At 64.7% G+C, this 18,749-nt stretch carries 23 protein-coding genes; 14 read left to right on the top strand and 9 right to left on the bottom strand.

Going from position 1 to position 18,749, the window contains the following annotated elements; genetic code table 11:
• Positions 1-86 precede the first annotated feature (86 nt).
• The gene (locus ABOC32_RS00525; RefSeq protein ID WP_426809821.1) at positions 87-1,292 is read left to right on the top strand and encodes an MFS transporter; all 1,206 of its coding nucleotides are present in this window, start codon (positions 87-89) and stop codon (positions 1,290-1,292) included.
• Here the strand turns inward: ABOC32_RS00525 and ABOC32_RS00520 are convergent.
• The 5 genes from ABOC32_RS00520 to ABOC32_RS00500 form a co-directional block, all read right to left on the bottom strand.
• The gene (locus ABOC32_RS00520) at positions 1,280-1,963 is read right to left on the bottom strand and encodes an OmpW/AlkL family protein (protein WP_014589498.1); all 684 of its coding nucleotides are present in this window, start codon (positions 1,961-1,963) and stop codon (positions 1,280-1,282) included. The genes ABOC32_RS00525 and ABOC32_RS00520 overlap by 13 nt on opposite strands.
• 109 nt (positions 1,964-2,072) lie before the next feature.
• Entirely contained in the window at positions 2,073-2,585 is a 513-nt protein-coding gene (locus tag ABOC32_RS00515) for a DUF3299 domain-containing protein (RefSeq protein WP_426809820.1), read from the bottom strand.
• 126 nt (positions 2,586-2,711) lie between these two features.
• Positions 2,712-3,977 (bottom strand): ABC transporter permease, encoded by a 1,266-nt coding sequence (locus tag ABOC32_RS00510; protein ID WP_086974853.1) that lies wholly within the window; start codon positions 3,975-3,977, stop codon positions 2,712-2,714.
• Positions 3,977-4,687: an ABC transporter ATP-binding protein gene (locus ABOC32_RS00505; protein ID WP_426809819.1), complete on the bottom strand. Its 711-nt coding sequence runs from the start codon at positions 4,685-4,687 to the stop codon at positions 3,977-3,979. The genes ABOC32_RS00510 and ABOC32_RS00505 overlap by 1 nt, the downstream gene beginning before the upstream one ends.
• Positions 4,688-5,266 (bottom strand): DUF2796 domain-containing protein, encoded by a 579-nt coding sequence (locus ABOC32_RS00500; protein WP_426809818.1) that lies wholly within the window; start codon positions 5,264-5,266, stop codon positions 4,688-4,690.
• A gap of 130 nt (positions 5,267-5,396) precedes the next feature.
• Between ABOC32_RS00500 and ABOC32_RS00495 the strand changes: the two genes are divergently transcribed.
• A complete protein-coding gene (locus tag ABOC32_RS00495) occupies positions 5,397-5,741 on the top strand; it encodes a hypothetical protein (protein ID WP_426809817.1) in 345 nt (114 codons plus the stop codon).
• 143 nt (positions 5,742-5,884) lie between these two features.
• On the opposite strand, the gene trxA is transcribed toward ABOC32_RS00495, so the two are convergent.
• From trxA to ABOC32_RS00480, 3 genes are read right to left on the bottom strand one after another with little or no spacing between them, the layout of a single operon-like run.
• A complete protein-coding gene (gene trxA, locus ABOC32_RS00490) occupies positions 5,885-6,757 on the bottom strand; it encodes a thioredoxin (RefSeq protein ID WP_426809816.1) in 873 nt (290 codons plus the stop codon).
• A 31-nt stretch (positions 6,758-6,788) separates the two neighbouring features.
• Positions 6,789-7,448 carry a class I SAM-dependent methyltransferase gene (locus ABOC32_RS00485; RefSeq protein ID WP_086974858.1) on the bottom strand — a complete coding sequence of 220 codons (660 nt, stop codon included), beginning with the start codon at positions 7,446-7,448 and terminating at the stop codon, positions 6,789-6,791.
• On the bottom strand, positions 7,449-7,901 hold the full coding sequence (locus ABOC32_RS00480; protein WP_426809815.1) for a YbaY family lipoprotein: 453 nt from the start codon (positions 7,899-7,901) through the stop codon (positions 7,449-7,451).
• Positions 7,902-8,007: 106 nt separating this feature from the next.
• Between ABOC32_RS00480 and nrdR the strand changes: the two genes are divergently transcribed.
• The 12 genes from nrdR to ABOC32_RS00420 all read left to right on the top strand — a co-directional run bounded on the left by nrdR (position 8,008) and on the right by ABOC32_RS00420 (position 16,889).
• Positions 8,008-8,472 (top strand): transcriptional regulator NrdR, encoded by a 465-nt coding sequence (nrdR, locus tag ABOC32_RS00475; RefSeq protein ID WP_009685710.1) that lies wholly within the window; start codon positions 8,008-8,010, stop codon positions 8,470-8,472.
• Positions 8,473-8,474: 2 nt separating this feature from the next.
• Positions 8,475-9,605: a bifunctional diaminohydroxyphosphoribosylaminopyrimidine deaminase/5-amino-6-(5-phosphoribosylamino)uracil reductase RibD gene (gene ribD / locus ABOC32_RS00470; RefSeq protein WP_426809814.1), complete on the top strand. Its 1,131-nt coding sequence runs from the start codon at positions 8,475-8,477 to the stop codon at positions 9,603-9,605.
• A gap of 42 nt (positions 9,606-9,647) precedes the next feature.
• The gene (locus tag ABOC32_RS00465) at positions 9,648-10,313 is read left to right on the top strand and encodes a riboflavin synthase (protein ID WP_016497780.1); all 666 of its coding nucleotides are present in this window, start codon (positions 9,648-9,650) and stop codon (positions 10,311-10,313) included.
• Between the two features lie 18 nt (positions 10,314-10,331).
• Entirely contained in the window at positions 10,332-11,423 is a 1,092-nt protein-coding gene (gene ribBA / locus ABOC32_RS00460) for a bifunctional 3,4-dihydroxy-2-butanone-4-phosphate synthase/GTP cyclohydrolase II (protein ID WP_019472340.1), read from the top strand.
• A gap of 91 nt (positions 11,424-11,514) precedes the next feature.
• Complete coding sequence (gene ribH, locus ABOC32_RS00455) at positions 11,515-11,991, top strand: 6,7-dimethyl-8-ribityllumazine synthase (protein WP_003255395.1); 477 nt, start codon at positions 11,515-11,517, stop codon at positions 11,989-11,991.
• Complete coding sequence (nusB, locus tag ABOC32_RS00450; protein ID WP_016497782.1) at positions 11,988-12,488, top strand: transcription antitermination factor NusB; 501 nt, start codon at positions 11,988-11,990, stop codon at positions 12,486-12,488. Before ribH ends, nusB begins: the two co-directional genes overlap by 4 nt.
• Positions 12,489-12,506: 18 nt before the next feature.
• Positions 12,507-13,475, top strand: a complete 969-nt coding sequence (thiL, locus tag ABOC32_RS00445) for a thiamine-phosphate kinase (protein ID WP_063424852.1) — start codon at positions 12,507-12,509, stop codon at positions 13,473-13,475.
• Positions 13,472-13,975: a phosphatidylglycerophosphatase A family protein gene (locus tag ABOC32_RS00440; RefSeq protein WP_003255391.1), complete on the top strand. Its 504-nt coding sequence runs from the start codon at positions 13,472-13,474 to the stop codon at positions 13,973-13,975. Before thiL ends, ABOC32_RS00440 begins: the two co-directional genes overlap by 4 nt.
• Positions 13,976-13,990: 15 nt before the next feature.
• Positions 13,991-14,734, top strand: a complete 744-nt coding sequence (locus tag ABOC32_RS00435) for a substrate-binding periplasmic protein (protein WP_426809813.1) — start codon at positions 13,991-13,993, stop codon at positions 14,732-14,734.
• Between the two features lie 309 nt (positions 14,735-15,043).
• Positions 15,044-15,661, top strand: coding sequence for a GTP cyclohydrolase II (gene ribA / locus ABOC32_RS00430; protein WP_043199361.1), 618 nt, complete (start codon positions 15,044-15,046; stop codon positions 15,659-15,661).
• A complete protein-coding gene (locus ABOC32_RS00425; protein WP_426809812.1) occupies positions 15,658-16,077 on the top strand; it encodes an MFS transporter in 420 nt (139 codons plus the stop codon). The genes ribA and ABOC32_RS00425 overlap by 4 nt, the downstream gene beginning before the upstream one ends.
• Entirely contained in the window at positions 16,077-16,889 is an 813-nt protein-coding gene (locus ABOC32_RS00420; RefSeq protein WP_426809811.1) for a cobalamin-binding protein, read from the top strand. Before ABOC32_RS00425 ends, ABOC32_RS00420 begins: the two co-directional genes overlap by 1 nt.
• Here the strand turns inward: ABOC32_RS00420 and ABOC32_RS00415 are convergent.
• Positions 16,867-18,738: a TonB-dependent receptor domain-containing protein gene (locus tag ABOC32_RS00415; RefSeq protein ID WP_426809810.1), complete on the bottom strand. Its 1,872-nt coding sequence runs from the start codon at positions 18,736-18,738 to the stop codon at positions 16,867-16,869. The genes ABOC32_RS00420 and ABOC32_RS00415 overlap by 23 nt on opposite strands.
• Between the last annotated feature and the right edge of the window lie 11 nt (positions 18,739-18,749).

The raw sequence follows: 18,749 nt of genomic DNA, 5'->3' as shown, positions 1-18,749 counted from the left end.
TGAAAGTCTGGTTGCAGATTAAAACCACATTTGCTAAATAGCCAGAAGTGGTTTCAAATCAAAACCAATTTGACGAGGCCTGACCGATGACATCTGCGCTGACACGCGGGATAACCCTGCTGCTTGCCATCACCAGCGCCATGGCGGTGGCGACGGTGTACTTCGCCCAACCTTTGCTTGAATCGATGGCCGCCGACCTGGGGGTGGCGCAGCAGCAGATTGGCTGGGTGGTCGGCGCGACCCAGGCCGGTTATGCCCTGGGGCTGCTGCTGATCGTGCCACTGGGGGACCTGATCGACCGCAAACGCCTGTTGCTGGGCCAGTTGCTGTTTTCGGCCCTGGCGCTGGTCGGCGTCGGTATGGCGCCCAGCTGGGCGATGTTGCTGTTGGCCTTGGCCATCACCGGGCTGATGGCCGTCATGGTGCAGATCATGGTGGCGCATGCGGCCAGCCTGGCCTCACCCGGTCAGCAAGGGCAGGCTGTGGGCACCGTCACCAGTGGCGTGGTGCTGGGGATTCTATTGGCGCGCCTGGTGGCAGGCGGGCTTGCTGACCTGGCCGGTTGGCGCAGTGTGTATCTGGTTGCCGCCGGGCTGCTGATGCTGCTGGCCCTGGTGCTGTGGCGCAGCCTGCCCGGCGGGCAGCCGCTCGTAAACCGGCCTGGCTACCGGGCGCTGATCGTGTCCCAGTTCCGTTTGTATCGGGAAGACAGGCTGCTGCGCCAGCGCGGCGTGTTTGGCGTATTGATCTTCGCCGCATTCAGTGTGCTGTGGAGTGCCATGGTCATGCCCCTCAGCGCTGCGCCATTGGCGTTGAGCCATACCGAGATTGGCCTGTTCGGCCTGGCAGGGGTTGCGGGTACTTTGGCGGCAGCGCGCGCCGGTCGCTTGGCCGACCAGGGGCTGGGGGAGCGCACCACCGGGCTGGCGCTGGTCCTGCTGACGCTGTCGTGGTTGCCCACGGCCTTTGTCGGGCAGTCGCTGATGGTCTTTGTGCTGGGTGTGCTGATGCTGGACTTTGCCGTGCAGGCGGTGCATGTCACCAACCAGACGCTGTTGCTGGCAGGGCGTGGCGCCATGGCCAGCCGCTTGATCGGTGCCTACATGTGCTGCTATTCACTGGGCAGTGGGCTGGGGGCGGTGCTGGCAAGTTGGGTGCATGCCCATTGGGGGTGGACTGCGGTGTGTGGGCTTGGCATGGCCATCAGTGCGGCAGCGCTGGGCTACTGGCTATGGTTGCAACACGCAAGGGCGGCCGAAGCCGCCCTGCAGTGTTCAGGTCAGAACTTGTAGCCAAGGCCGACCATGTACACCCACGGGTCGACGTCTACGTCGACCTTGGTCTTGCTGTAGCCCAGCGCGGTCGGGCCGTTGACGCTGGCTTTGGTGTCGATGTCGACGTACCAGACCGAGGCGTTGACCAGCAGGTTGTCGGTCAGCATGTAGTCCATGCCCAGTTGGCCGGCAATACCTACCGAATCCTGCAGCTTGAGGTTGCTGAAGCCTTGTTGCTTGCGTGCGCTGCTCAGGTCTTCGTCAAAGAACAGGGTGTAGTTGATACCGACACCGGCGTACGGCTGGAAGCGCGAATTCGGCTCCATCGGGTAGTACTGCAGCGACAGGGTCGGTGGCAGTTGCTTGATGTCTGCCAGCTTGCCGTCCAGCCCGCCGCCCAGGCCTTTTACGCCGACGGTGTGCTTGAACGGGGTGGCTGCCAGCAGCTCCAGGCCGATGTGGTCGGTGAGCATGTAGGCAAAGGTCAGGCCCAGCTGGGTGTCGCTGTCCAGGGTCGCCTTGGTGCCCGACACCTTGTTGCCGTCGAACTTCAGGTCGCCGCTGCTTTCGTTCGGGGCGGTGGTGATGGCGCCTGCGCGCAGGATCATGTCCCCCGCCTGGTAGGCGTGGGCGGCAGGGGCGGCGAGCGCAAGGGCCACAAGCGAGGCGCCGAGCAAGGACTTGTTCATGGAAGCTCCCAAAGGACGTTATTAATCAAGTAGTCCAATGGTACGGAGCTGGTTAAACAGAAAGTTTGACCCAGCTCAAAGAAGCGTCTTCACGAATTCGAAACAGTTCTCATCTCAGCTCATAAACGTATATTTTCTCGGCTTCCATCTGGTAGCCGGCGTCGGCCAGTTCGCTGCTGGAGGCTCTAACCTGCATCTTTCCCTCGATCCAGTAGGGCTGGTAGAGGTCTTCGACGCGCACGCCCATCTCGCTGAAAATATGCACGATCTGGTTCGACGGCGGAGGTGGCACGTGGATGCACGCACCGTAGTAAGGGACCAGCAGGAATTCGGTGGTGCGGCCTTCTTCGCTGACCTCCAGCGGCACGATGTAGCCCGGCAGCTTGACCTGCTGGCCGTCGAGGCCTTTCACCACCGGGGCGTCGGGGGCTTGCTGGCGCGCGGCGGGGGCGGACTCGGCAGACAGGGCGTTGCTGAGTTGCGACATGTCGTGCAGCGGCGCCAGTTGCGGCGGGATGACCGGGGCGCCTTCGGGGATCAGGGCGGGCCAATCCAGCTCTTTGGGCTCTGAGGCCCATAGCGGCATTGCTATAAGCAACAGCAGGGCCAGCAGCATGTGCATTGCCGGCCTCTTCGCGGGCATGCCCGCTCCCACAGGTCCTTTAAAAAGCCTGAGGCTTGTGGAAAACCCTGTGGGAGCGGGCGTGCCCGCGAAGCAGGCGGTGAGGTTTCGGATCATTACGAGGTCTCAGAGGTGGATCGACAAACCATCGGCCAGCGACTGCCGATAGGCCCGCCACGCCGGCACGCTGCCCATAAGCAACGCCGCCCCCAGGATGATAGCCAGCAAGGTCCATTCATGAGCACTCGGCAGGGCCAATGGCAGATACAAGCCGTAGTTGGCCTGCACGTACCCCTGCGCCAGAGCAATCCCCGCATACAGCAAGCCAAGCCCGGCCACGATCCCGACCGCTGCCAGTGACAGCGCTTCCAGCACCAGCAGCCCCGCGATATGCCACGGCCTGGCCCCGACCGAACGCAAGATCGCCATCTCCCGTCGGCGCTCGTTAAGGCTGGTGAGAATCGCCGTGAGCATGCCGATCAGGCCGGTCAGTACCACGAACAGCGACACCACGAACAACGCTTGCTCCGCCGTACCCATCAAGCTCCACAGCTCTTGCAGGGCTACTCCAGGCAAAATCGCCAGCAACGGCTCGCTGCGGTACTCGTTGATCTCCCGCTGCAGGCTGAACGTTGCGATCTTGTTGTTCAGCCCCAGCATGAACGCGGTGATGGCGGCAGGTTGCAGGTCCATCGTGCGTGCCTGGTCGGCGCTGATGCGCCCGGCGCCTCGGGCCGGTACGCCGTTGTGCCAGTCGATGTGGATGGCCTCCATACCGCCCAGGCCGATATGCAGGGTGCGGTCGACCGGTGTGCCGGTGCGCTTGAGCACACCGACCACGGTAAACGGCTTGTCGTCATGCTTGACCAAGCTGATGGCTGCCACGCCGTGGGCCAGCACCAGCTTGTCACCCAGCTTGTAGTGCAACGCCTCGGCCACTTCGGCGCCAAGCACCACCTCGAACGGGTCGCTGGCGAACTCACGCCCCTGGCTCAGTTCCAGGTGCTGGCGGCGGCCGTACTGGTAATGGCTGAAGTAATCCGTCGTGGTGCCCATCACCCTGTAGCCGCGGTGCGAGTCGCCCAGCGAGATAGGGATCGCCCACTTCACTCGCGGGTCTTGTGCATAGTGCTGGAAGCTGTCCCAACGGATGTTGTTGGTGGCATTGCCAATGCGGAACACCGAATACAGCAGCAGGTTTACCGAGCCGGAGCGGGCGCCGACGATCAGGTCGGTGCCGCTAATGGTGCTGGCGAAGCTGGCGCGCGCTTCGGTGCGAACACGTTCCACCGCCAGCAGCAGGCACACTGACAGGGCGATGGCGAAGGCGGTGAGAAAGGCGGTGAAGCGGCGGTTGGCCAGGCTGGCCAGGGCAAGGCGGAGCAGGTACATCAGGCCTCCCGGGGCTTGGCGGCGCGGTTGAGGTCGGCCAGGGAAAGGTGACGGTCGAACAGTGGCGCCAGGCTCTGGTCGTGGCTGACAAACAGCAGGCTGGCACCAGCTGCGCGGCATTCATCGAACAGCAGGCGGATGAACGCTTCGCGGGTGTCGGCATCCAGCGCCGAGGTCGGTTCGTCGGCAATCACCAGCTCCGGCTGGCCGATCAGTGCGCGGGCAGCGGCCACGCGCTGCTGCTGGCCGATCGACAGGCTGTCGGCGCGGCGGGCGAGCAGGGCGGGGTCGTCCAGGCCCAGGTGGGCCAGCAGCGTGCTGGCGGCCTGGTCGACACTGCCGTGGCGCTGCTCGGCGCGGGCCTTGCGGCTGTGCGAAAAGCGGCAGGGCAGCTCGACGTTTTCGCGTACCGAAAGGAACGGCAGCAGGTTGAACTGCTGGAAGATGTAACCGGTGTGATCGACCCGAAAGCGGTCTCGGGCACCCTGGCCCAGCATGGCGAGGTCCTGGCCGAGCAACTGGATGCGGCCCTTGGCCGGCACGTTCACCCCGCCCAGCAGGCCGAGCAAGGTAGTCTTGCCACTGCCACTGGGGCCCTTCAGGAACAGGGCTTCACCCGCGTCCAGGTGAAATGCCGGAATATCCAGCAACGGCGGCTGACCTGGCCAGGCGAACACCAGGTCATGCAGTTCGATCAACGGCTGGTTCATTCAGAAGGTAACCACTGCCTTGGCCGGCGTGGTTTCCACGCCTTTCTGGCCGTTGGGGCCGATCAATTGCACGTTGATCTTCTGGGTGGCCGGGAAGGCCTTGAACAGTGGCGTCAGGTCCACCTGTGCCAGTTTGTCGGGGTTGGCGCAGGTCAGTTGGTAATGGGCGCCGATGTCACTGTGCTGGTGACCGTGCTCATGTTCGTCGCCATTGTCGTCGGCTTTCGGGGCGTCACCGAACAGCGGGCTTTCCAGCTCTTGCTGGTCCTCTTTGCAGCCTGCAGCAGCAGAAAGGCCGAACAGTTGCTGGGGTTGTTCGAGTTGCTGGCGCACGCCAGCGACCTTGGCCTTGTCGGCATCGCTGCTGGCGGCATGCTCGAAGCCCACCAGGTTCATTGCCGGGCTGTCCAGCTCCAGCTCCAGGGTGTTGCCATCAAGCACGACGTTGAGCTTGGCCACGCCATGCTCGTGGGCGCCGAGCGTACCGTGGGCGTGGTCATGATCATGGTCGTCATCGTGGGCATGGGCCACGGCCAGTGGCAGCAAGGCGAAGGGCAGGGCGAGCAGCAGGCGACGCATGGACGACTCCGGGGCGGGCTGGAAGATTGGGTAATGTTATAACAACTTTTCTGCGCGCCGCCAGCCTGCGTGGCTAAGGTTTCATGTTGCGGTAGCATGGTTGCATTGACCTGGGCTCAAGGAATGCATCATGAGAATTCGTGGACAGATTGGTGACTGGCCGGTGGACCTGACCATCGAGCTGGCGCCTGAAGAGTGGGCGCAACTGGGTAGGCAAATCGAGGTGCCGGCAGTGGCGCAGGGTGCTGCGACGGCTACTGTTGCGGCGCCGCGCCAGGATGACGAGCAATGGACTGCAGCGCGTGATGTGCTGCGCCTTGCCGGGCAAATGAGCGGGCCGGAGTTGCTGGACCGGCTGGAAGGGCTGGCGGGGAGTACGGCGGCGGGCAAACGGCTGCTGGTGCGCTTGCGGCACAGCAGTGAGGTGAAGGTGGAAAGTGGCGTGGACGCGCCGGTCTATCACTGGGTTGGGTGAGAGGGGCAGGAATTTGGGGCTGCTTTGCAGCCCATTCGCAGCACAAGGCTGCTCCTACAAGGATCAGGTGGCCGTCGGCTTCGTACGGTCCCTGTAGGAGCAGCCTTGTGCTGCGAATGGGCCGCAAAGCGGCCCCGGCATTCTCAGAACATGGCCGCCGAGAGCTTGCGGCGATAAACCCCAACCAGCGGGTGATCACCACCCAGCAATTCGAACACCTGCAGCATCGCCTTCTGCGGCAGCCCGTTCTCGTAGCCACGGTTGCGCTGGAACAGTTTCAGCAGCCCATCCAGCGCCGCCTCGTACTGCTGGCGCGCCAACTGCTGGATGCTCAGCTGGTAAGCCGCTTCATCATCCTGCGGGTTCTGCGCCAGGCGGGTTTTCAGGTCGGCCACTTCCGGCAGGCTGGCGGCCTGGCGCAGGAAGGTCAGCTGGGCCTTGGCGCCGGCCAGGGCAGCCTTGTGCTCGTCGGTCTTGACCGCATCCAGCACCACCTGGGCCTCGCCCAGTTCACCGCGTTCGGCCAGGCAGCGGGCGTACAGGATCAGCGCCTCGGCATTGCTGTTGTCTTCACCCAGCAGCACCTGCAACAGCGCTTCGGCTTCGGCAAAGCGGCTTTCGGCAAACAGTGCCTTGGCCTGTTCCAGTGGCGAAGCGGTGGGGGCGGCGGGCATCTGCACGTGCGGCTCGAGCATGGCGCGAATCGCCGATTCCGGCTGAGCCCCGGCAAAACCGTCCACCGGCTGGCCGTCCTTGAACAGCACCACGGTCGGCAGGCTGCGGATACCGAACTGGGCAACCACCTGTTGTTCCACGTCGCAGTTGATCTTGGCCAGCAGCAACTCGCCCTGGTAACCCTCGGTGATCTTGGCCAGCAACGGCATCAGTGCCTTGCACGGCGCACACCACTCGGCCCAGAAGTCCACCAGCACCGGCTTGTGGAAAGAGTTCTCGATTACCAGTTGCTGGAAGGTGGCATCGGTAGCGTCGAAAATGTAAGGCGTGTCTTGGGTCATCGCGACTCTCGCAAACTCGTGAATGGCACCACTATAAGGCGTCGCGGCTGGCGTGGTACAGGCTGACCCGGCGGAATTCGTGTGGCTCGGCCAGGTCTGGCAGGGTCAGTGCTTCGAGCACGCCCAGCTGCTGGTACAGCGGGTGGCTGAAGTCGCGTACCCGCGAGTCGGCCACCAGCGCCTGGCGGCCGCGGCCGAGGAAGGCATCCAGCAGCGGCAGGTTGGCGCGGTCGTACAGCACATCGGCAACCAGGATCAGGTCGAAGCGGTCGTCCTCGGCAAAGAAGTCGCTGCTGTAACTGAGTTCGACCCCGTTCAGCGCGGCATTGGCGCGGCAGGCATCGAGGGCCAGCGGGTCGAGGTCGCAGGCCACCACCTCCAATGCACCGGCGCGCGCGGCGGCAATGCCGGCGATACCGGAGCCGGCGCCAAAGTCCAGCACGCGCTTGCCGGCCACCCATTCCGGGCGCTCGGCCAGGTAGCGGGCCATGGCCAGGCCACTGGCCCAGCAAAAACTCCAGTAGGGCGGTTCTTCAAGAATGCGCCGGGTTTCGTCGCTGCTGAAGGCGCGGTCCATGTTCTGGTCGTCGATCAACCACAGCTTCAGGTCACAGCCGGGCAGCTCGCTCACGATCAGGCGCGCTTCGCCGATCAGGCCGCTGAGGGCCTGTTGCAGGGCCAGCGGCGGCACTTACGGCGCCTTCTCGAAACGCAGAGGGCCGGTGGCCTGGGTCTGGGCCTGGCTGATACGCACCGGGGGCAGGTGCATGATCAGCTGGCCGGAGCTGCTGGCGCGGCCACGCAGCTCGACCCGCGCGCCGGCCGGGAAGGCCTCGGGGTTGAAGCGAAGGTGGTAGGGCAGGGCCTGCCCGGTGCCGGTCAGGTTGCTGCTGGCCAGCAGGCGTTGCGGGCGGTCGCGTTCGTCGATGACCAGCAAGGCCAGTTCCACGTCGGCACCGGCCGGGATTTCCAGCAAGGTGCCGCTCAGCTCGCGCTGGTAGGCCGGCAGCGGGCCCAGTACTTCGACCGGTTTGGCCGAGCGGGTTGGCGTGGGCGCCGGGGGCGTATCGGTCTTCGGCCTGTCGCTGCCGCAAGCGGCGAGCAGGGCGGCGCAGCACAGCACGACGAGCGCTCGGTAGTGCATAGGGGAGTCCTTAACGGGCAGATTTCCCATGGATGTTAACCCCTTTGGCTTGTCTTGCCAGTGCAATGCGCTACCATGGCCCTCCCTTTTTTTGTTGCCTGCCACCATGCACTGTCCCTTTTGCGGTGCCAACGACACCAAGGTCATCGACTCTCGCCTCGTTGCCGAGGGCGAGCAGGTGCGCCGCCGCCGCGAATGCGTGGCCTGTGGCGAGCGCTTCACCACCTTCGAAACCGCCGAGCTGGTGCTGCCCCGGCTGATCAAGCAGGACGGCACGCGCCAGCCTTTCGACGAAGACAAGCTGCGCGCCGGTATGCAACGGGCCCTGGAAAAGCGCCCGGTCAGCGTCGAACGCCTGGAAGCGGCACTGGCGCACATCAAGAGCCGCCTGCGTGCCACTGGCGAGCGCGAAGTCAAATCGCTGGTGGTGGGTGAAATGGTCATGGCCGAGCTGCGCAAGCTCGACGAGGTGGCCTATATCCGCTTTGCCTCGGTGTACCGGCGTTTCCAGGACCTGGACGAGTTCCGCGAAGAAATCGACCGCCTAGCCCGTGAGCCGGCTAAAGAGTGAACATGCCCAGCCAAGCCGCCATCCTTGATGCCCACTACATGGCCCGCGCGCTGGAGCTGGCGCGCAAAGGCCTGTACACCACCCACCCGAACCCGCGCGTAGGCTGCGTGATCGTGCGCGACGGCGAAGTGGTCGGCGAAGGCTGGCACGTGCGCGCCGGCGAGCCGCATGCCGAAGTGCATGCCCTGCGCCAGGCCGGTGAGCGTGCCCGTGGCGCCTGTGCCTACGTGACCCTGGAGCCGTGCAGCCACCATGGCCGCACGCCGCCGTGTGCCGAGGCGCTGGTCAAGGCAGGTGTGGCGCGGGTGGTGGCAGCCATGCAGGACCCTAACCCGCAAGTGGCGGGGCAAGGCCTGCGGCGCCTGGCCGAGGCCGGTATCGAGGTGGCCAGTGGCGTGCTCGAAGCCGAGGCCCGCGCACTCAACCCAGGCTTTCTCAAGCGCATGGAAACGGGCCTGCCGTTCGTGCGCGCCAAGTTGGCCATGAGCCTGGACGGCCGCACCGCCATGGCCAGTGGCGAAAGCCAGTGGATCACCGGCCCGGCAGCCCGTTCGGCGGTACAGCGGCTGCGCGCCCGCTCCAGCGTGGTGCTGACCAGTGCTGCCAGCGTGCTGGCCGACAATGCACGGATGACCGTGCGGGGCACCGAGCTGGGCCTGGATGCCGAAACCACTGCCCTGGCACTCAGCCGCACACCGCTGCGCGTACTGGTCGATGGCCGCCTGCGCCTGCCACTGGATGCGCCGTTCTTCCAGGCCGGCCCGGCACTTGTGGTGACCGCTGTCGCAGATGACCCGCGCTATGCCGCTGCCGGCCACGAATTGTTGAGCCTGCCAGGTGACAATGGCCAGGTCGACCTGCCAGCGCTGCTGCAGGCCCTGGCAGCCCGAGGCGTCAACGAAATCCTGCTGGAAGCCGGTGCCGGCCTGGTCGGTGCCTTTGCCCGCCACGGCCTGGTCGACGAGTATCAGCTGTTCGTCGCTGGCACCTTCCTCGGCTCCCAGGCCCGCCCGTTGCTGGACTGGCCGCTGGACAGGATGAGCGAAGCGCCGCGCTTGAAAATTACCGAAATGCGCGCAGTGGGCGATGACTGGCGGGTCACGGCCATCCCCCTGCCGGCGCCCGGCGTATAATGCCGGGCTTGCCCCGTGCAAACCGTTTTTGAGGAAGACCCCATGTTCACCGGCATCATCGAATCCATCGGCACCATCCGCAGCCTCACCCCCAAGGGTGGCGACGTGCGCGTCTACGTCGAAACCGGCAAGCTCGACCTGGGTGACGTCAAACTGGGCGACAGCATCGCCGTCAACGGGGTATGCCTGACCGCCGTCGAACTGCCGGGCAATGGTTTCTGGGCCGACGTCAGCGTCGAAACCCTCAAACGCACCGCGTTCATCGACCTCAAGAGCGGCAGCAAGGTCAACCTGGAGAAAGCCCTGACCCCCACCACCCGCCTGGGTGGGCATCTGGTCAGCGGCCATGTCGACGGCGTCGGCGAAATCATCTCGCGCAGCGATAACGCCCGCGCCATCCAGTTCCGTGTGCGTGCACCCAAGGAGCTGGCCAAGTACATCGCCCACAAGGGTTCGATCACCGTCGACGGCACCAGCCTGACGGTCAATGAGGTCAATGGCGCCGAGTTCGAGCTGACCATTGTCCCGCACACCCTGTCCGAAACCATCATGGCCGACTACCGCGCAGGGCGTCGGGTAAACCTTGAGGTCGACCTGCTGGCCCGTTACCTGGAGCGCTTGCTGCTGGGTGACAAGGCCGCCGAACCGAGCAAGGGCAGTGGCATTACCGAAAGCTTCCTGGCCGCCAACGGCTTCTTGAAATCCTGATTGAGAAGGGGGTGCCGCGTGGCGCTCAACAGCATCGAAGAACTGGTCGAAGACATCCGCCAGGGCAAAATGGTCATCCTCATGGATGACGAAGACCGCGAGAACGAAGGCGACATCATCATGGCAGCCGAATGCTGCCTGCCCGAGCACATCAACTTCATGGCCAAGCACGCCCGTGGCCTGATCTGCATGCCGATGACCCGCGAGCGTTGCGAAACGCTGAAGCTGCCGCTGATGGCGCCGCGCAACGGCTCGGGCTTCGGCACCAAGTTCACCGTGTCGATCGAAGCCGCCGAAGGCGTCACCACCGGCATCTCCGCCGCCGACCGTGCACGCACCGTGCAGGCCGCTGCCGCCAAGGATGCCAAGGCCGAAGACATCGTCAGCCCTGGCCACATCTTCCCGCTGATGGCCCAGCCTGGCGGTACCCTGGCCCGCGCCGGCCACACCGAAGCTGCCTGCGACCTGGCGCGCATGGCCGGTTTCGAGCCAAGCGGCGTGATCTGCGAAGTGATGAACGACGACGGCACCATGTCGCGCCGCGCCGAGCTGGAAGTATTCGCCGCCGAGCATGGCCTGAAGATCGGCACCATTGCCGACCTGATCCACTACCGCATGATCCACGAGCGCACCGTGCAGCGTGTATCCGAGCAGCCGGTGGAAAGCGAGCTGGGCGAGTTCAACCTGGTCACCTACCGCGACGCGGTGGAAGGCGACGTGCACCTGGCCCTGACCCTGGGCAAGATCTGCGCCGAAGAGCCGACCCTGGTGCGTGTGCACAACATGGACCCGCTGCGCGACCTGCTGCTGGTCAAGCAACCCGGCCGCTGGAGCCTGCGTGCTGCCATGGCCGCCGTGGCCGAGGCCGGCAGCGGCGTGGTCTTGCTGCTGGGCCACCCGCTGGACGGCGACGTGCTGCTGGCGCATATCCGCGAAAGCGCGGGCGACGCGCCGACCAAGGCACCGACCACTTACAGCACCGTGGGTGCTGGTTCGCAGATCCTGCGCGACCTTGGTGTGCGCAAGATGCGCCTGATGAGTTCGCCGATGAAGTTCAACGCGATATCCGGATTCGATCTGGAAGTTGTAGAATACGTGCCCTCCGAGTGACTTGAGGCGGCATTGACGCCCTCTGCTCGAGTCCAGACCCCTGTCGAGGCCGCTTGTAAGCGGCCTCGCTCTTGAAGATGAGAATATCGGAATGACCCTGAAGACCATCGAAGGTACCTTCATCGCCCCCAAAGGTCGCTATGCTTTGGTGGTTGGCCGCTTCAACAGCTTCGTCGTTGAAAGCCTGGTAAGCGGTGCCGTTGATGCCCTGGTACGCCACGGTGTCAGCGAAAGCGACATCACCATCATCCGTGCCCCGGGCGCATTTGAAATCCCGCTGGTAGCACAGAAGGTCGCCCAGCAAGGCGCCTACGACGCGATCATCGCCCTGGGCGCCGTGATCCGTGGTGGTACCCCGCACTTCGAATACGTGGCGGGCGAATGCACCAAGGGCCTGGCCCAGGTGTCCATGGAGTTCGGTGTTCCGGTGGCCTTCGGCGTACTGACCGTCGACTCCATCGAACAAGCCATCGAGCGTTCCGGCACCAAAGCCGGCAACAAAGGTGCTGAAGCTGCCCTGTCCGCACTGGAAATGGTCAGCCTGCTGGCGCAGTTGGAGGCCAAGTGATTAGCGACGAAAGCGATCGTTTCAACCCGCGCGATCCAAAACCTGCGGATGCCGGCAAGCCCTCGAAAAGCGCCAAGCGCCGCGAAGCCCGCAAGCTCGCGACCCAGGCGCTGTACCAGTGGCACATGGCGCAGCATTCGCTGAACGAGATCGAAGCACAGTTCCGGGTGGATAACGATTTCACCGATGTCGACGGTGCCTATTTCCGTGAAATCCTGCATGGAGTTCCGGCAATCAAGGGCGAAATCGACAAGGCGCTGGTGCCTTGCATGACCATGACGCTGGAAGAGCTCGACCCGGTCGAGCTGGCCGTGCTGCGCCTGTCCACCTGGGAGTTCATCAAGCGCGTCGACGTACCGTACCGCGTGGTGATCAATGAAGGTGTCGAGCTGGCCAAGGTCTTCGGTGCCACCGACGGCCACAAGTTCGTCAACGGCGTGCTGGACAAGCTGGCACCGTCGCTGCGTGAAGCCGAAGTCAAGGCGAACAAGCGCTGATTCTGGCGCTGTAGAGCCATGGGTGAGTTCGAGCTGATCAACCATTACTTCGCCGCCGCGCCTTGTGCGCAGGGCGGCGAGGGCGTGGCCCTGGGTATCGGCGACGACTGCGCCCTGCTAGCCCTTCCCCCCGGTGAGCAACTGGCGGTGTCGACCGACACCCTGGTCGCCGGGGTGCATTTCCCCGCTGTCTGCGATCCGCTGCTGCTTGGCCAGCGTTCGTTGGCCGTGGCCGCCAGTGACCTGGCCGCCATGGGCGCGACCGCGATCGGCTTCACCCTCGCCCTGACCCTGCCTGACGTTGGCCCTGACTGGCTGGCGGCGTATGCCGACGGCCTCAGCCGTATGGCCCACCGTTGCCGCATGAGCCTGATCGGGGGTGACACCACCCGCGGTCCGCTGAGTATCACCGTCACCGTGTTTGGCCGCGTGCCGGCAGGCCAGGCGTTGCGCCGTAGCGGTGCACGCCCAGGCGACCTGCTGTGCGTCGGTGGTGTGCTGGGCAAGGCGGCCGGCGCGCTGCCGCTGGTGCTGGGTGAACGCGAAGCACCTGCCGAGCAGGCCGAGCCGCTGTTGGCCCATTACTGGTCGCCAATGCCGCAGCTCACCCTTGGCACCCTGCTGCGGGGCCGGGCCACGGCGGCGCTGGACATCTCCGACGGCCTGCTCGCCGATTGCGGGCATATCGCCAAGGCGTCCGGCGTTGCGCTGGAGGTGAACCTGGCCCAGGTGCCAGTGTCTCCTGCTGTAGAGGCGTTTCTCGGCCGCGAAGCGGCAGTGCAGGCCGCCCTCGCCGGCGGCGACGATTACGTGCTGGCTTTCACGCTGCCGCCGGAGGCGCTGGCGCCCCTGGCTGACCTCGGCCTTGTCGAGGTGCATACCATTGGCCGTGTGCTCGAAGGGCAGGGCGTGACCTTGCGCGACGCGCAGGGCCGGGACATCACCCCCGTTCAGCGGGGCTATCAACACTTTAGGGAGACACCGTGACCGATCACCCCAATCAGGTGCCTGCGGAGTTCGTTCCGCCTTCGGTCTGGCGCAACCCGTGGCACTTCATCGCGTTTGGCTTTGGTTCTGGCACCTTGCCCAAGGCCCCGGGTACCTGGGGTTCGCTGGTGGCCATACCGTTCATCCCGTTGTGGCAGATGCTGCCAGACTGGGGCTACTGGCTGTTGCTGGGCGTAAGCATGCTGTTTGGCTTCTGGTTGTGCGGCAAAGTCGCCAATGACTTGCGCGTACACGACCATGAAGGCATTGTCTGGGATGAGATCGTCGGCATGTGGATCACCCTCTGGCTGGTGCCGGAAGGCTGGCAGTGGCTGCTGGCAGGGTTCCTGATGTTCCGCTTCTTCGACATCCTCAAGCCATGGCCGATCCGCTGGATCGACCGCCATGTGCACGGGGGCGTCGGCATCATGCTCGACGATATCCTGGCCGGCGTGTTTGCCTGGCTGGGCATGCAGGTTCTGGTGTGGGCGGTTGCCTGAACAGGGAGCGCGTGAATGGCCATAAGGACTGTGCTGTTGGCAATGCTGCTGAGCGTTGCCCCATGGGTGGCGGCTGCTGAAGGCGTGCCGAAGCAGATCCACCTGGTCAGTGAAGAGTGGCTCGACTACACCAACGCTGACGGTACCGGGGTAGCCTGGGACGTGCTGCGCAAGGTGTTCGAGCCAGCAGGCGTCAAGGTGGTGACCCAGAGCGCGCCCTACAGCCGTGCAGTCGGGCTGGTCAAACGTGGCGAAGCCGATGCCTGGGTGGGCTCGTACAAGCAGGAGAACGAAGACAACCTGTACCCGCGTTGGCACTTCGACATGGACCACATCTACGCCCTGGGGCTGGCCAGCAAACCTGCGCCTACTCCGCAGAATGTGGGCACGTATCGCCTGGCCTGGGTGCGTGGCTACGATTACGGCAGCTACCTGCCAGGTGTGCATGAATTTCGTGAAATCCAGCGCCGCGAAGGCATTCTGCCGATGCTCGAGCATGACCGGGTGGACTTCTACATCGATGCCCAGACCGAAGTCGATTATGTTTTGAGCCAGGCATCCCGGCCCGATAACTTCCGCCGTACCCATGTGGCCGAACTGCCGCTGTACCTGGCTTTCGCCCGCAACGACCAGGCCAAGGCACTGTGCGACCTGTTCGACAAGCGTATGGACGCGCTGGTGCGCAGCGGCGAGCTGAAGCCGATCTTCGAGCGCTGGAAGCAGCCGTACCCGTTCAGCCCGGATAGCCGCCCTCATTAGCATCCAAGGGGCTGGCGCGGTACTCCCTGACCAGCGTCGACTCCAAGGTAAGCACAAGCCCTGTAGGAGCAGCCTTGTGCTGCGAAGAGGCCATTGCAGGCGAAGATTCCTTTAGCATTGCCGGCCTCTTCGCAGCACAAGGCTGCTCCTACAGGGTGATGGGATCCCACGAGGTACAGGCAGAGCAATGGCTTTTAATAAGCATCGAACTTTTCGATCTTAACCCACCGTATTCAGCCCGCCCATAGCCTGCAACCGGCTGATACAATCGCCCCACGAGAAATTTCCAACTTATTCCAGGAGCACAACGTGCCCGTCGTCTTTGTTGCCGCCTCTAAACTCCCGACGCCATTCGCGACCTTCACCATGCATGGCTTCCTCGAAGAAGCCACTGGCCGCGAGCACGTAGTGCTCAGCCTGGGTGACATCGCGGACGGCCAGCCGGTGCTGGGGCGCCTGCACTCCGAGTGCCTGACCGGTGATGCCCTGTTCAGCCAGCGCTGCGACTGCGGTTCGCAGCTGGAAGCCGCGCTGCAGGCCATCGCCCGTGAAGGCCGTGGGGTGCTGCTGTACCTGCGTCAGGAAGGCCGTGGCATCGGCCTGTTGAACAAGATCCGCGCCTATGAGCTGCAGGATGGTGGCGCCGATACCGTCGAAGCCAATGAACGCCTGGGCTTTGCCGCCGACCAGCGCGACTACGCCATCTGCTTGCCGATGCTGGAGCACCTGGGTGTGAAAGCCCTGCGCCTGATGACCAACAACCCGCGCAAGGTCAAAGCCCTGACCGACATGAACATCGTGGTTGCCGAACGTGTGCCGCTGCACACCGGGCATAACCCGCACAACCGCTACTACCTGGCGACCAAAGCCGGCAAACTCGGCCACATGCTGGGCAATGAACACCAGGGCGAGGTGCCCCAAGCGTGACCCGCGCCGAGGTCAAGCGGCGCCTGGCACTGGCCTGGTGGCAGTACCTGGCGATGGGCCTGGTGCCGCTGCCGGTCATGGCCTGGGCCTTTGGTGGTGGTGACGCGTTGATCCCGGTGCTGGCCATGCCACTGTTCATCGCCGGCGCGGCGACCATGTTCCTCAGCCTGCCGCGCTTCGGCGCCTACAAGCGGGCACTGATCGCCACCGCCAAGGTGCTCGGCACGGGCGAAGAGCCTGCGGCCTGGATCGAACTGGCCCGGGTAAGGCGCATGGCCATGCTGTACGCCTGCTTCCCGGCCTGGGTCGCCGCCCTCTCGGTGCTGGTCGGCCTTGAGGCGGTGCCGCAGGTCCTGCTCGCGCTGTCTACCGTGGTGGTGCTGTACCTCTATCGCATTCCACGCCAGCTCGGCTGATGCGCCTGCTGCCAGGCCTGCTGGCGCTGTTCGCCTGCACCGTGATGGCCGCTGACCCCCTGCGGGTGGTCAGCCTGGCGCCTTCGATGACTGAAATCATGCTCGAACTGCAGGCCGACGACCTGCTGGTGGGCGTGCTCGACGGTGGCGAGCGGCCGCCAGCGCTGCGCGGCCTGCCCTCGGTCGGGCGCCAGGGGCAGCTGAACATGGAGCGCCTGCTCAGCCTGCGCCCCGACCTGTTGCTGCTCTGGCCGGGCAGCGTGCCACCTGCCCAGCGCGATCAACTCAAGCGCCTGGGCATCGCCACCTTCAGTGCAGAACCCCACGATATCGACCAGTTGATCGCGCAGATCGAAGCCATCGCCGAGCGTATCGGCCGTGCCGAACAAGGCCATCAGTACGCCCAGGCCCTGCGGGAACGGCTGCGGCAGTTGCGCGAGCAGTACCGGCGTGACGAGCCATTACAGGTGTTCTACCAGGTGTGGGACCAGCCGTTGTACACCCTGGGTGGCCGGCAGGTGGTGAGCGATGCCCTGGCCGTGTGCGGGGCGCGCAATGTGTTCGCCGACCTCACCCAGCCGGCACCGCAGGTGAATGTGGAGTCTGTGCTGCTGCGCAATCCACAGGTAATACTGGCTGGCGATCAGGCGCAACTGGCGAGCTGGAAGGCCTGGCCGCAACTGCGTGCGGTTGCCGACGGCCGCTTGCTGGTGGTGCCCGACAAAGGCCTTGAGCGGCCCAGCGGGCAGATGATCGAAGCCACCGCCCGGTTGTGCGCGTTGCTCGCGGCTAAAGCGCCGGCGTCCAGGTAACGCTGAACAACAGCGTGCGGCCTTCTTCGCGGTAGGGGTGGTAGGCACCCTCGTAGCTGTACAGGGCACGGCTGTGAGTGTGGTCCAGCAGGTTATCCAGCTTCGCTTCCAGTTTCAGTTCGTCAGTGGCTGCCCAGCTACCGCGCAAACCGAGCAGGCCATAGCCGGCGATGCGGTTGCGGTTGGCCTCATCGTCATAGCTGCCGCTGACCGCTTGCCAGCCTGCGCCCACGGTGAAAGGCCCGATTTCACGGTCCAGGTCCAGGCTCAGTGTGCGGCGTGCCCGGCGGGCGAGGGTGTGGCCGCTGTCACGGTCACGAGGGTCGATCAGTGCCACGCCGAGCTGGCTGTGCCAGGCGCCCCATTGTTGCGCCAAGGCCATTTCGAAACCGTTGATACGGGCCGAGGCGACGTTGCGGGGTATCGAGTCCTCGCCGAACACGATCGCATCGCGCAGGTCGGTGCGGTACAGCGAGGTCTCCAGGCGGCTGTCCGCCGTCAGCTGGCTGCGCCATTGCAGCTCGTAGCTTCTGGAGTGCTCGGGGTCCAGGTCCGGGTTGCTGAACTGGGGGTAATACAGGTCGTTGAAGGTTGGCGCCCGAAAGCCTTCGCTGTAGGACAGCAGCACATCATTCTGCGCGTTCAACGGTACGGTCAGGCTGCCGCTCCAGGTGGTCTGGCCGCCGAACTGCTGGTTACGGTCATGCCGCACACCCACCTCGGTGGAGAACTGCTCGCCCTGGTAGCGGTGCTGGACGAAGACGGCGCGGTTCCAGCGGCTGTCCTCGGTGAAGTCGGTGCTGGCGTGCACGCGGTCTTCGTACCAGTCACCACCCAGCAGCAGGCTGTTCCGCTCGCCCAGGGCCAGGTCGTTCTGCCAGGTGACCTGATCACGGTAGGTATTGAACACGAAGCGTTCGGCGCTGAGCTTGTCGCGCTTGTCGTCGCGGTTCTCGCTGTGGGCCAGTTCCAGCCGTGAATGCCAGGCGTCGGTGAGCTGGGCATCGAAGTAACTGCCCAGGCTGCTGACGCTGAAATCGGTGTAGGGCTTTTGGCCGAAGCTTTCGAAGGTGACCGGATCGAAGCCGCCGAACGGGTTGTCGTACTCGCTGCGGCCACGGCTGTCGAGCAGGTTCAGCCCGGCCTCGAAGCGCTCACCGAAGGTGTGGCTCAGGTTCAGGTTGAGCGAATTGTTGCGGTAGGCGTCGTGGTCACCATCGCTTGCGAACGACGGCCCGGTCGAGTCAATGCCGGCAGTTTCATCCAGGCTGGCGCCAAGGTTGAAGCGGGTTGCGCCGTTGCCGCCAGAAAGCCCCAAACTGCGTTGGAACGTCTGGTTGCTGCCCGCCGCCAGGCGCAGGCGCGGTTGCAGGCCGGGGCCACTGCTGCGGCGGGTAAAGATCTGGATCACCCCGCCAATGGCATCGCTGCCGTACACCGCCGAACGCGAGCCACGCAGTACCTCCACCCGCTCGATCTGGTCAACGTCGAGAAACTGCAGGCCGCTGTCGCCGGAGGTGGCGTTGGCAATGCGCACGCCATCCACCAGCACCAGGCTTTGTGCGGCCTTGGTGCCACGGATGAAGATGCCGGGCAGGCTGCCACGGCCACCGGTAGGCGCCACCTGTACGCCGGGCACGCGGCTGAGCAGGTCGGTGACGCTGGTGGGTTGCAGGCGGTCGATGTCGGTGCGGGTAAAGACGGTGTTGGCGGCGCTGGTCGCGGTACGGGACTCGACCTGGCGGCTGGCGCTGATCAGCACGTCGGGGAGCTTGAGGGCGTCGTCGCGCTCAGTGGCCAGCAGCGGGAGGGGAAGGCAGAGCAGGGTGGCAAAGGTTGGGTTTCTCATTTTCTGCACCA

The sequence above is a fragment of the Pseudomonas sp. WOUb67 genome (assembly GCF_050058005.1).
GTDB classification, from domain to species: Bacteria; Pseudomonadota; Gammaproteobacteria; order Pseudomonadales; family Pseudomonadaceae; genus Aquipseudomonas; species Aquipseudomonas putida_R.
Note: the sequence above shows the minus strand (reverse complement) of the source record. Positions and strands in the feature narration are given on the sequence as shown.

Excerpts from the sequence above, each read along its gene's own strand:
- ABOC32_RS00525 (WP_426809821.1), top strand. The coding sequence starts at position 87 with ATGACATCTGCGCTGACACGCGGGATAACCCTGCTGCTTGCCATCACC.
- ABOC32_RS00520 (WP_014589498.1), bottom strand. The coding sequence starts at position 1,963 with ATGAACAAGTCCTTGCTCGGCGCCTCGCTTGTGGCCCTTGCGCTCGCC.
- ABOC32_RS00515 (WP_426809820.1), bottom strand. The coding sequence starts at position 2,585 with ATGCACATGCTGCTGGCCCTGCTGTTGCTTATAGCAATGCCGCTATGG.
- ABOC32_RS00510 (WP_086974853.1), bottom strand. The coding sequence starts at position 3,977 with ATGTACCTGCTCCGCCTTGCCCTGGCCAGCCTGGCCAACCGCCGCTTC.
- ABOC32_RS00505 (WP_426809819.1), bottom strand. The coding sequence starts at position 4,687 with ATGAACCAGCCGTTGATCGAACTGCATGACCTGGTGTTCGCCTGGCCA.
- ABOC32_RS00500 (WP_426809818.1), bottom strand. The coding sequence starts at position 5,266 with ATGCGTCGCCTGCTGCTCGCCCTGCCCTTCGCCTTGCTGCCACTGGCC.
- ABOC32_RS00495 (WP_426809817.1), top strand. The coding sequence starts at position 5,397 with ATGAGAATTCGTGGACAGATTGGTGACTGGCCGGTGGACCTGACCATC.
- trxA (WP_426809816.1), bottom strand. The coding sequence starts at position 6,757 with ATGACCCAAGACACGCCTTACATTTTCGACGCTACCGATGCCACCTTC.
- ABOC32_RS00480 (WP_426809815.1), bottom strand. The coding sequence starts at position 7,901 with ATGCACTACCGAGCGCTCGTCGTGCTGTGCTGCGCCGCCCTGCTCGCC.
- nrdR (WP_009685710.1), top strand. The coding sequence starts at position 8,008 with ATGCACTGTCCCTTTTGCGGTGCCAACGACACCAAGGTCATCGACTCT.
- ribD (WP_426809814.1), top strand. The coding sequence starts at position 8,475 with ATGCCCAGCCAAGCCGCCATCCTTGATGCCCACTACATGGCCCGCGCG.
- ABOC32_RS00465 (WP_016497780.1), top strand. The coding sequence starts at position 9,648 with ATGTTCACCGGCATCATCGAATCCATCGGCACCATCCGCAGCCTCACC.
- ribH (WP_003255395.1), top strand. The coding sequence starts at position 11,515 with ATGACCCTGAAGACCATCGAAGGTACCTTCATCGCCCCCAAAGGTCGC.
- thiL (WP_063424852.1), top strand. The coding sequence starts at position 12,507 with ATGGGTGAGTTCGAGCTGATCAACCATTACTTCGCCGCCGCGCCTTGT.
- ABOC32_RS00435 (WP_426809813.1), top strand. The coding sequence starts at position 13,991 with ATGGCCATAAGGACTGTGCTGTTGGCAATGCTGCTGAGCGTTGCCCCA.
- ABOC32_RS00420 (WP_426809811.1), top strand. The coding sequence starts at position 16,077 with ATGCGCCTGCTGCCAGGCCTGCTGGCGCTGTTCGCCTGCACCGTGATG.
- ABOC32_RS00415 (WP_426809810.1), bottom strand. The coding sequence starts at position 18,738 with ATGAGAAACCCAACCTTTGCCACCCTGCTCTGCCTTCCCCTCCCGCTG.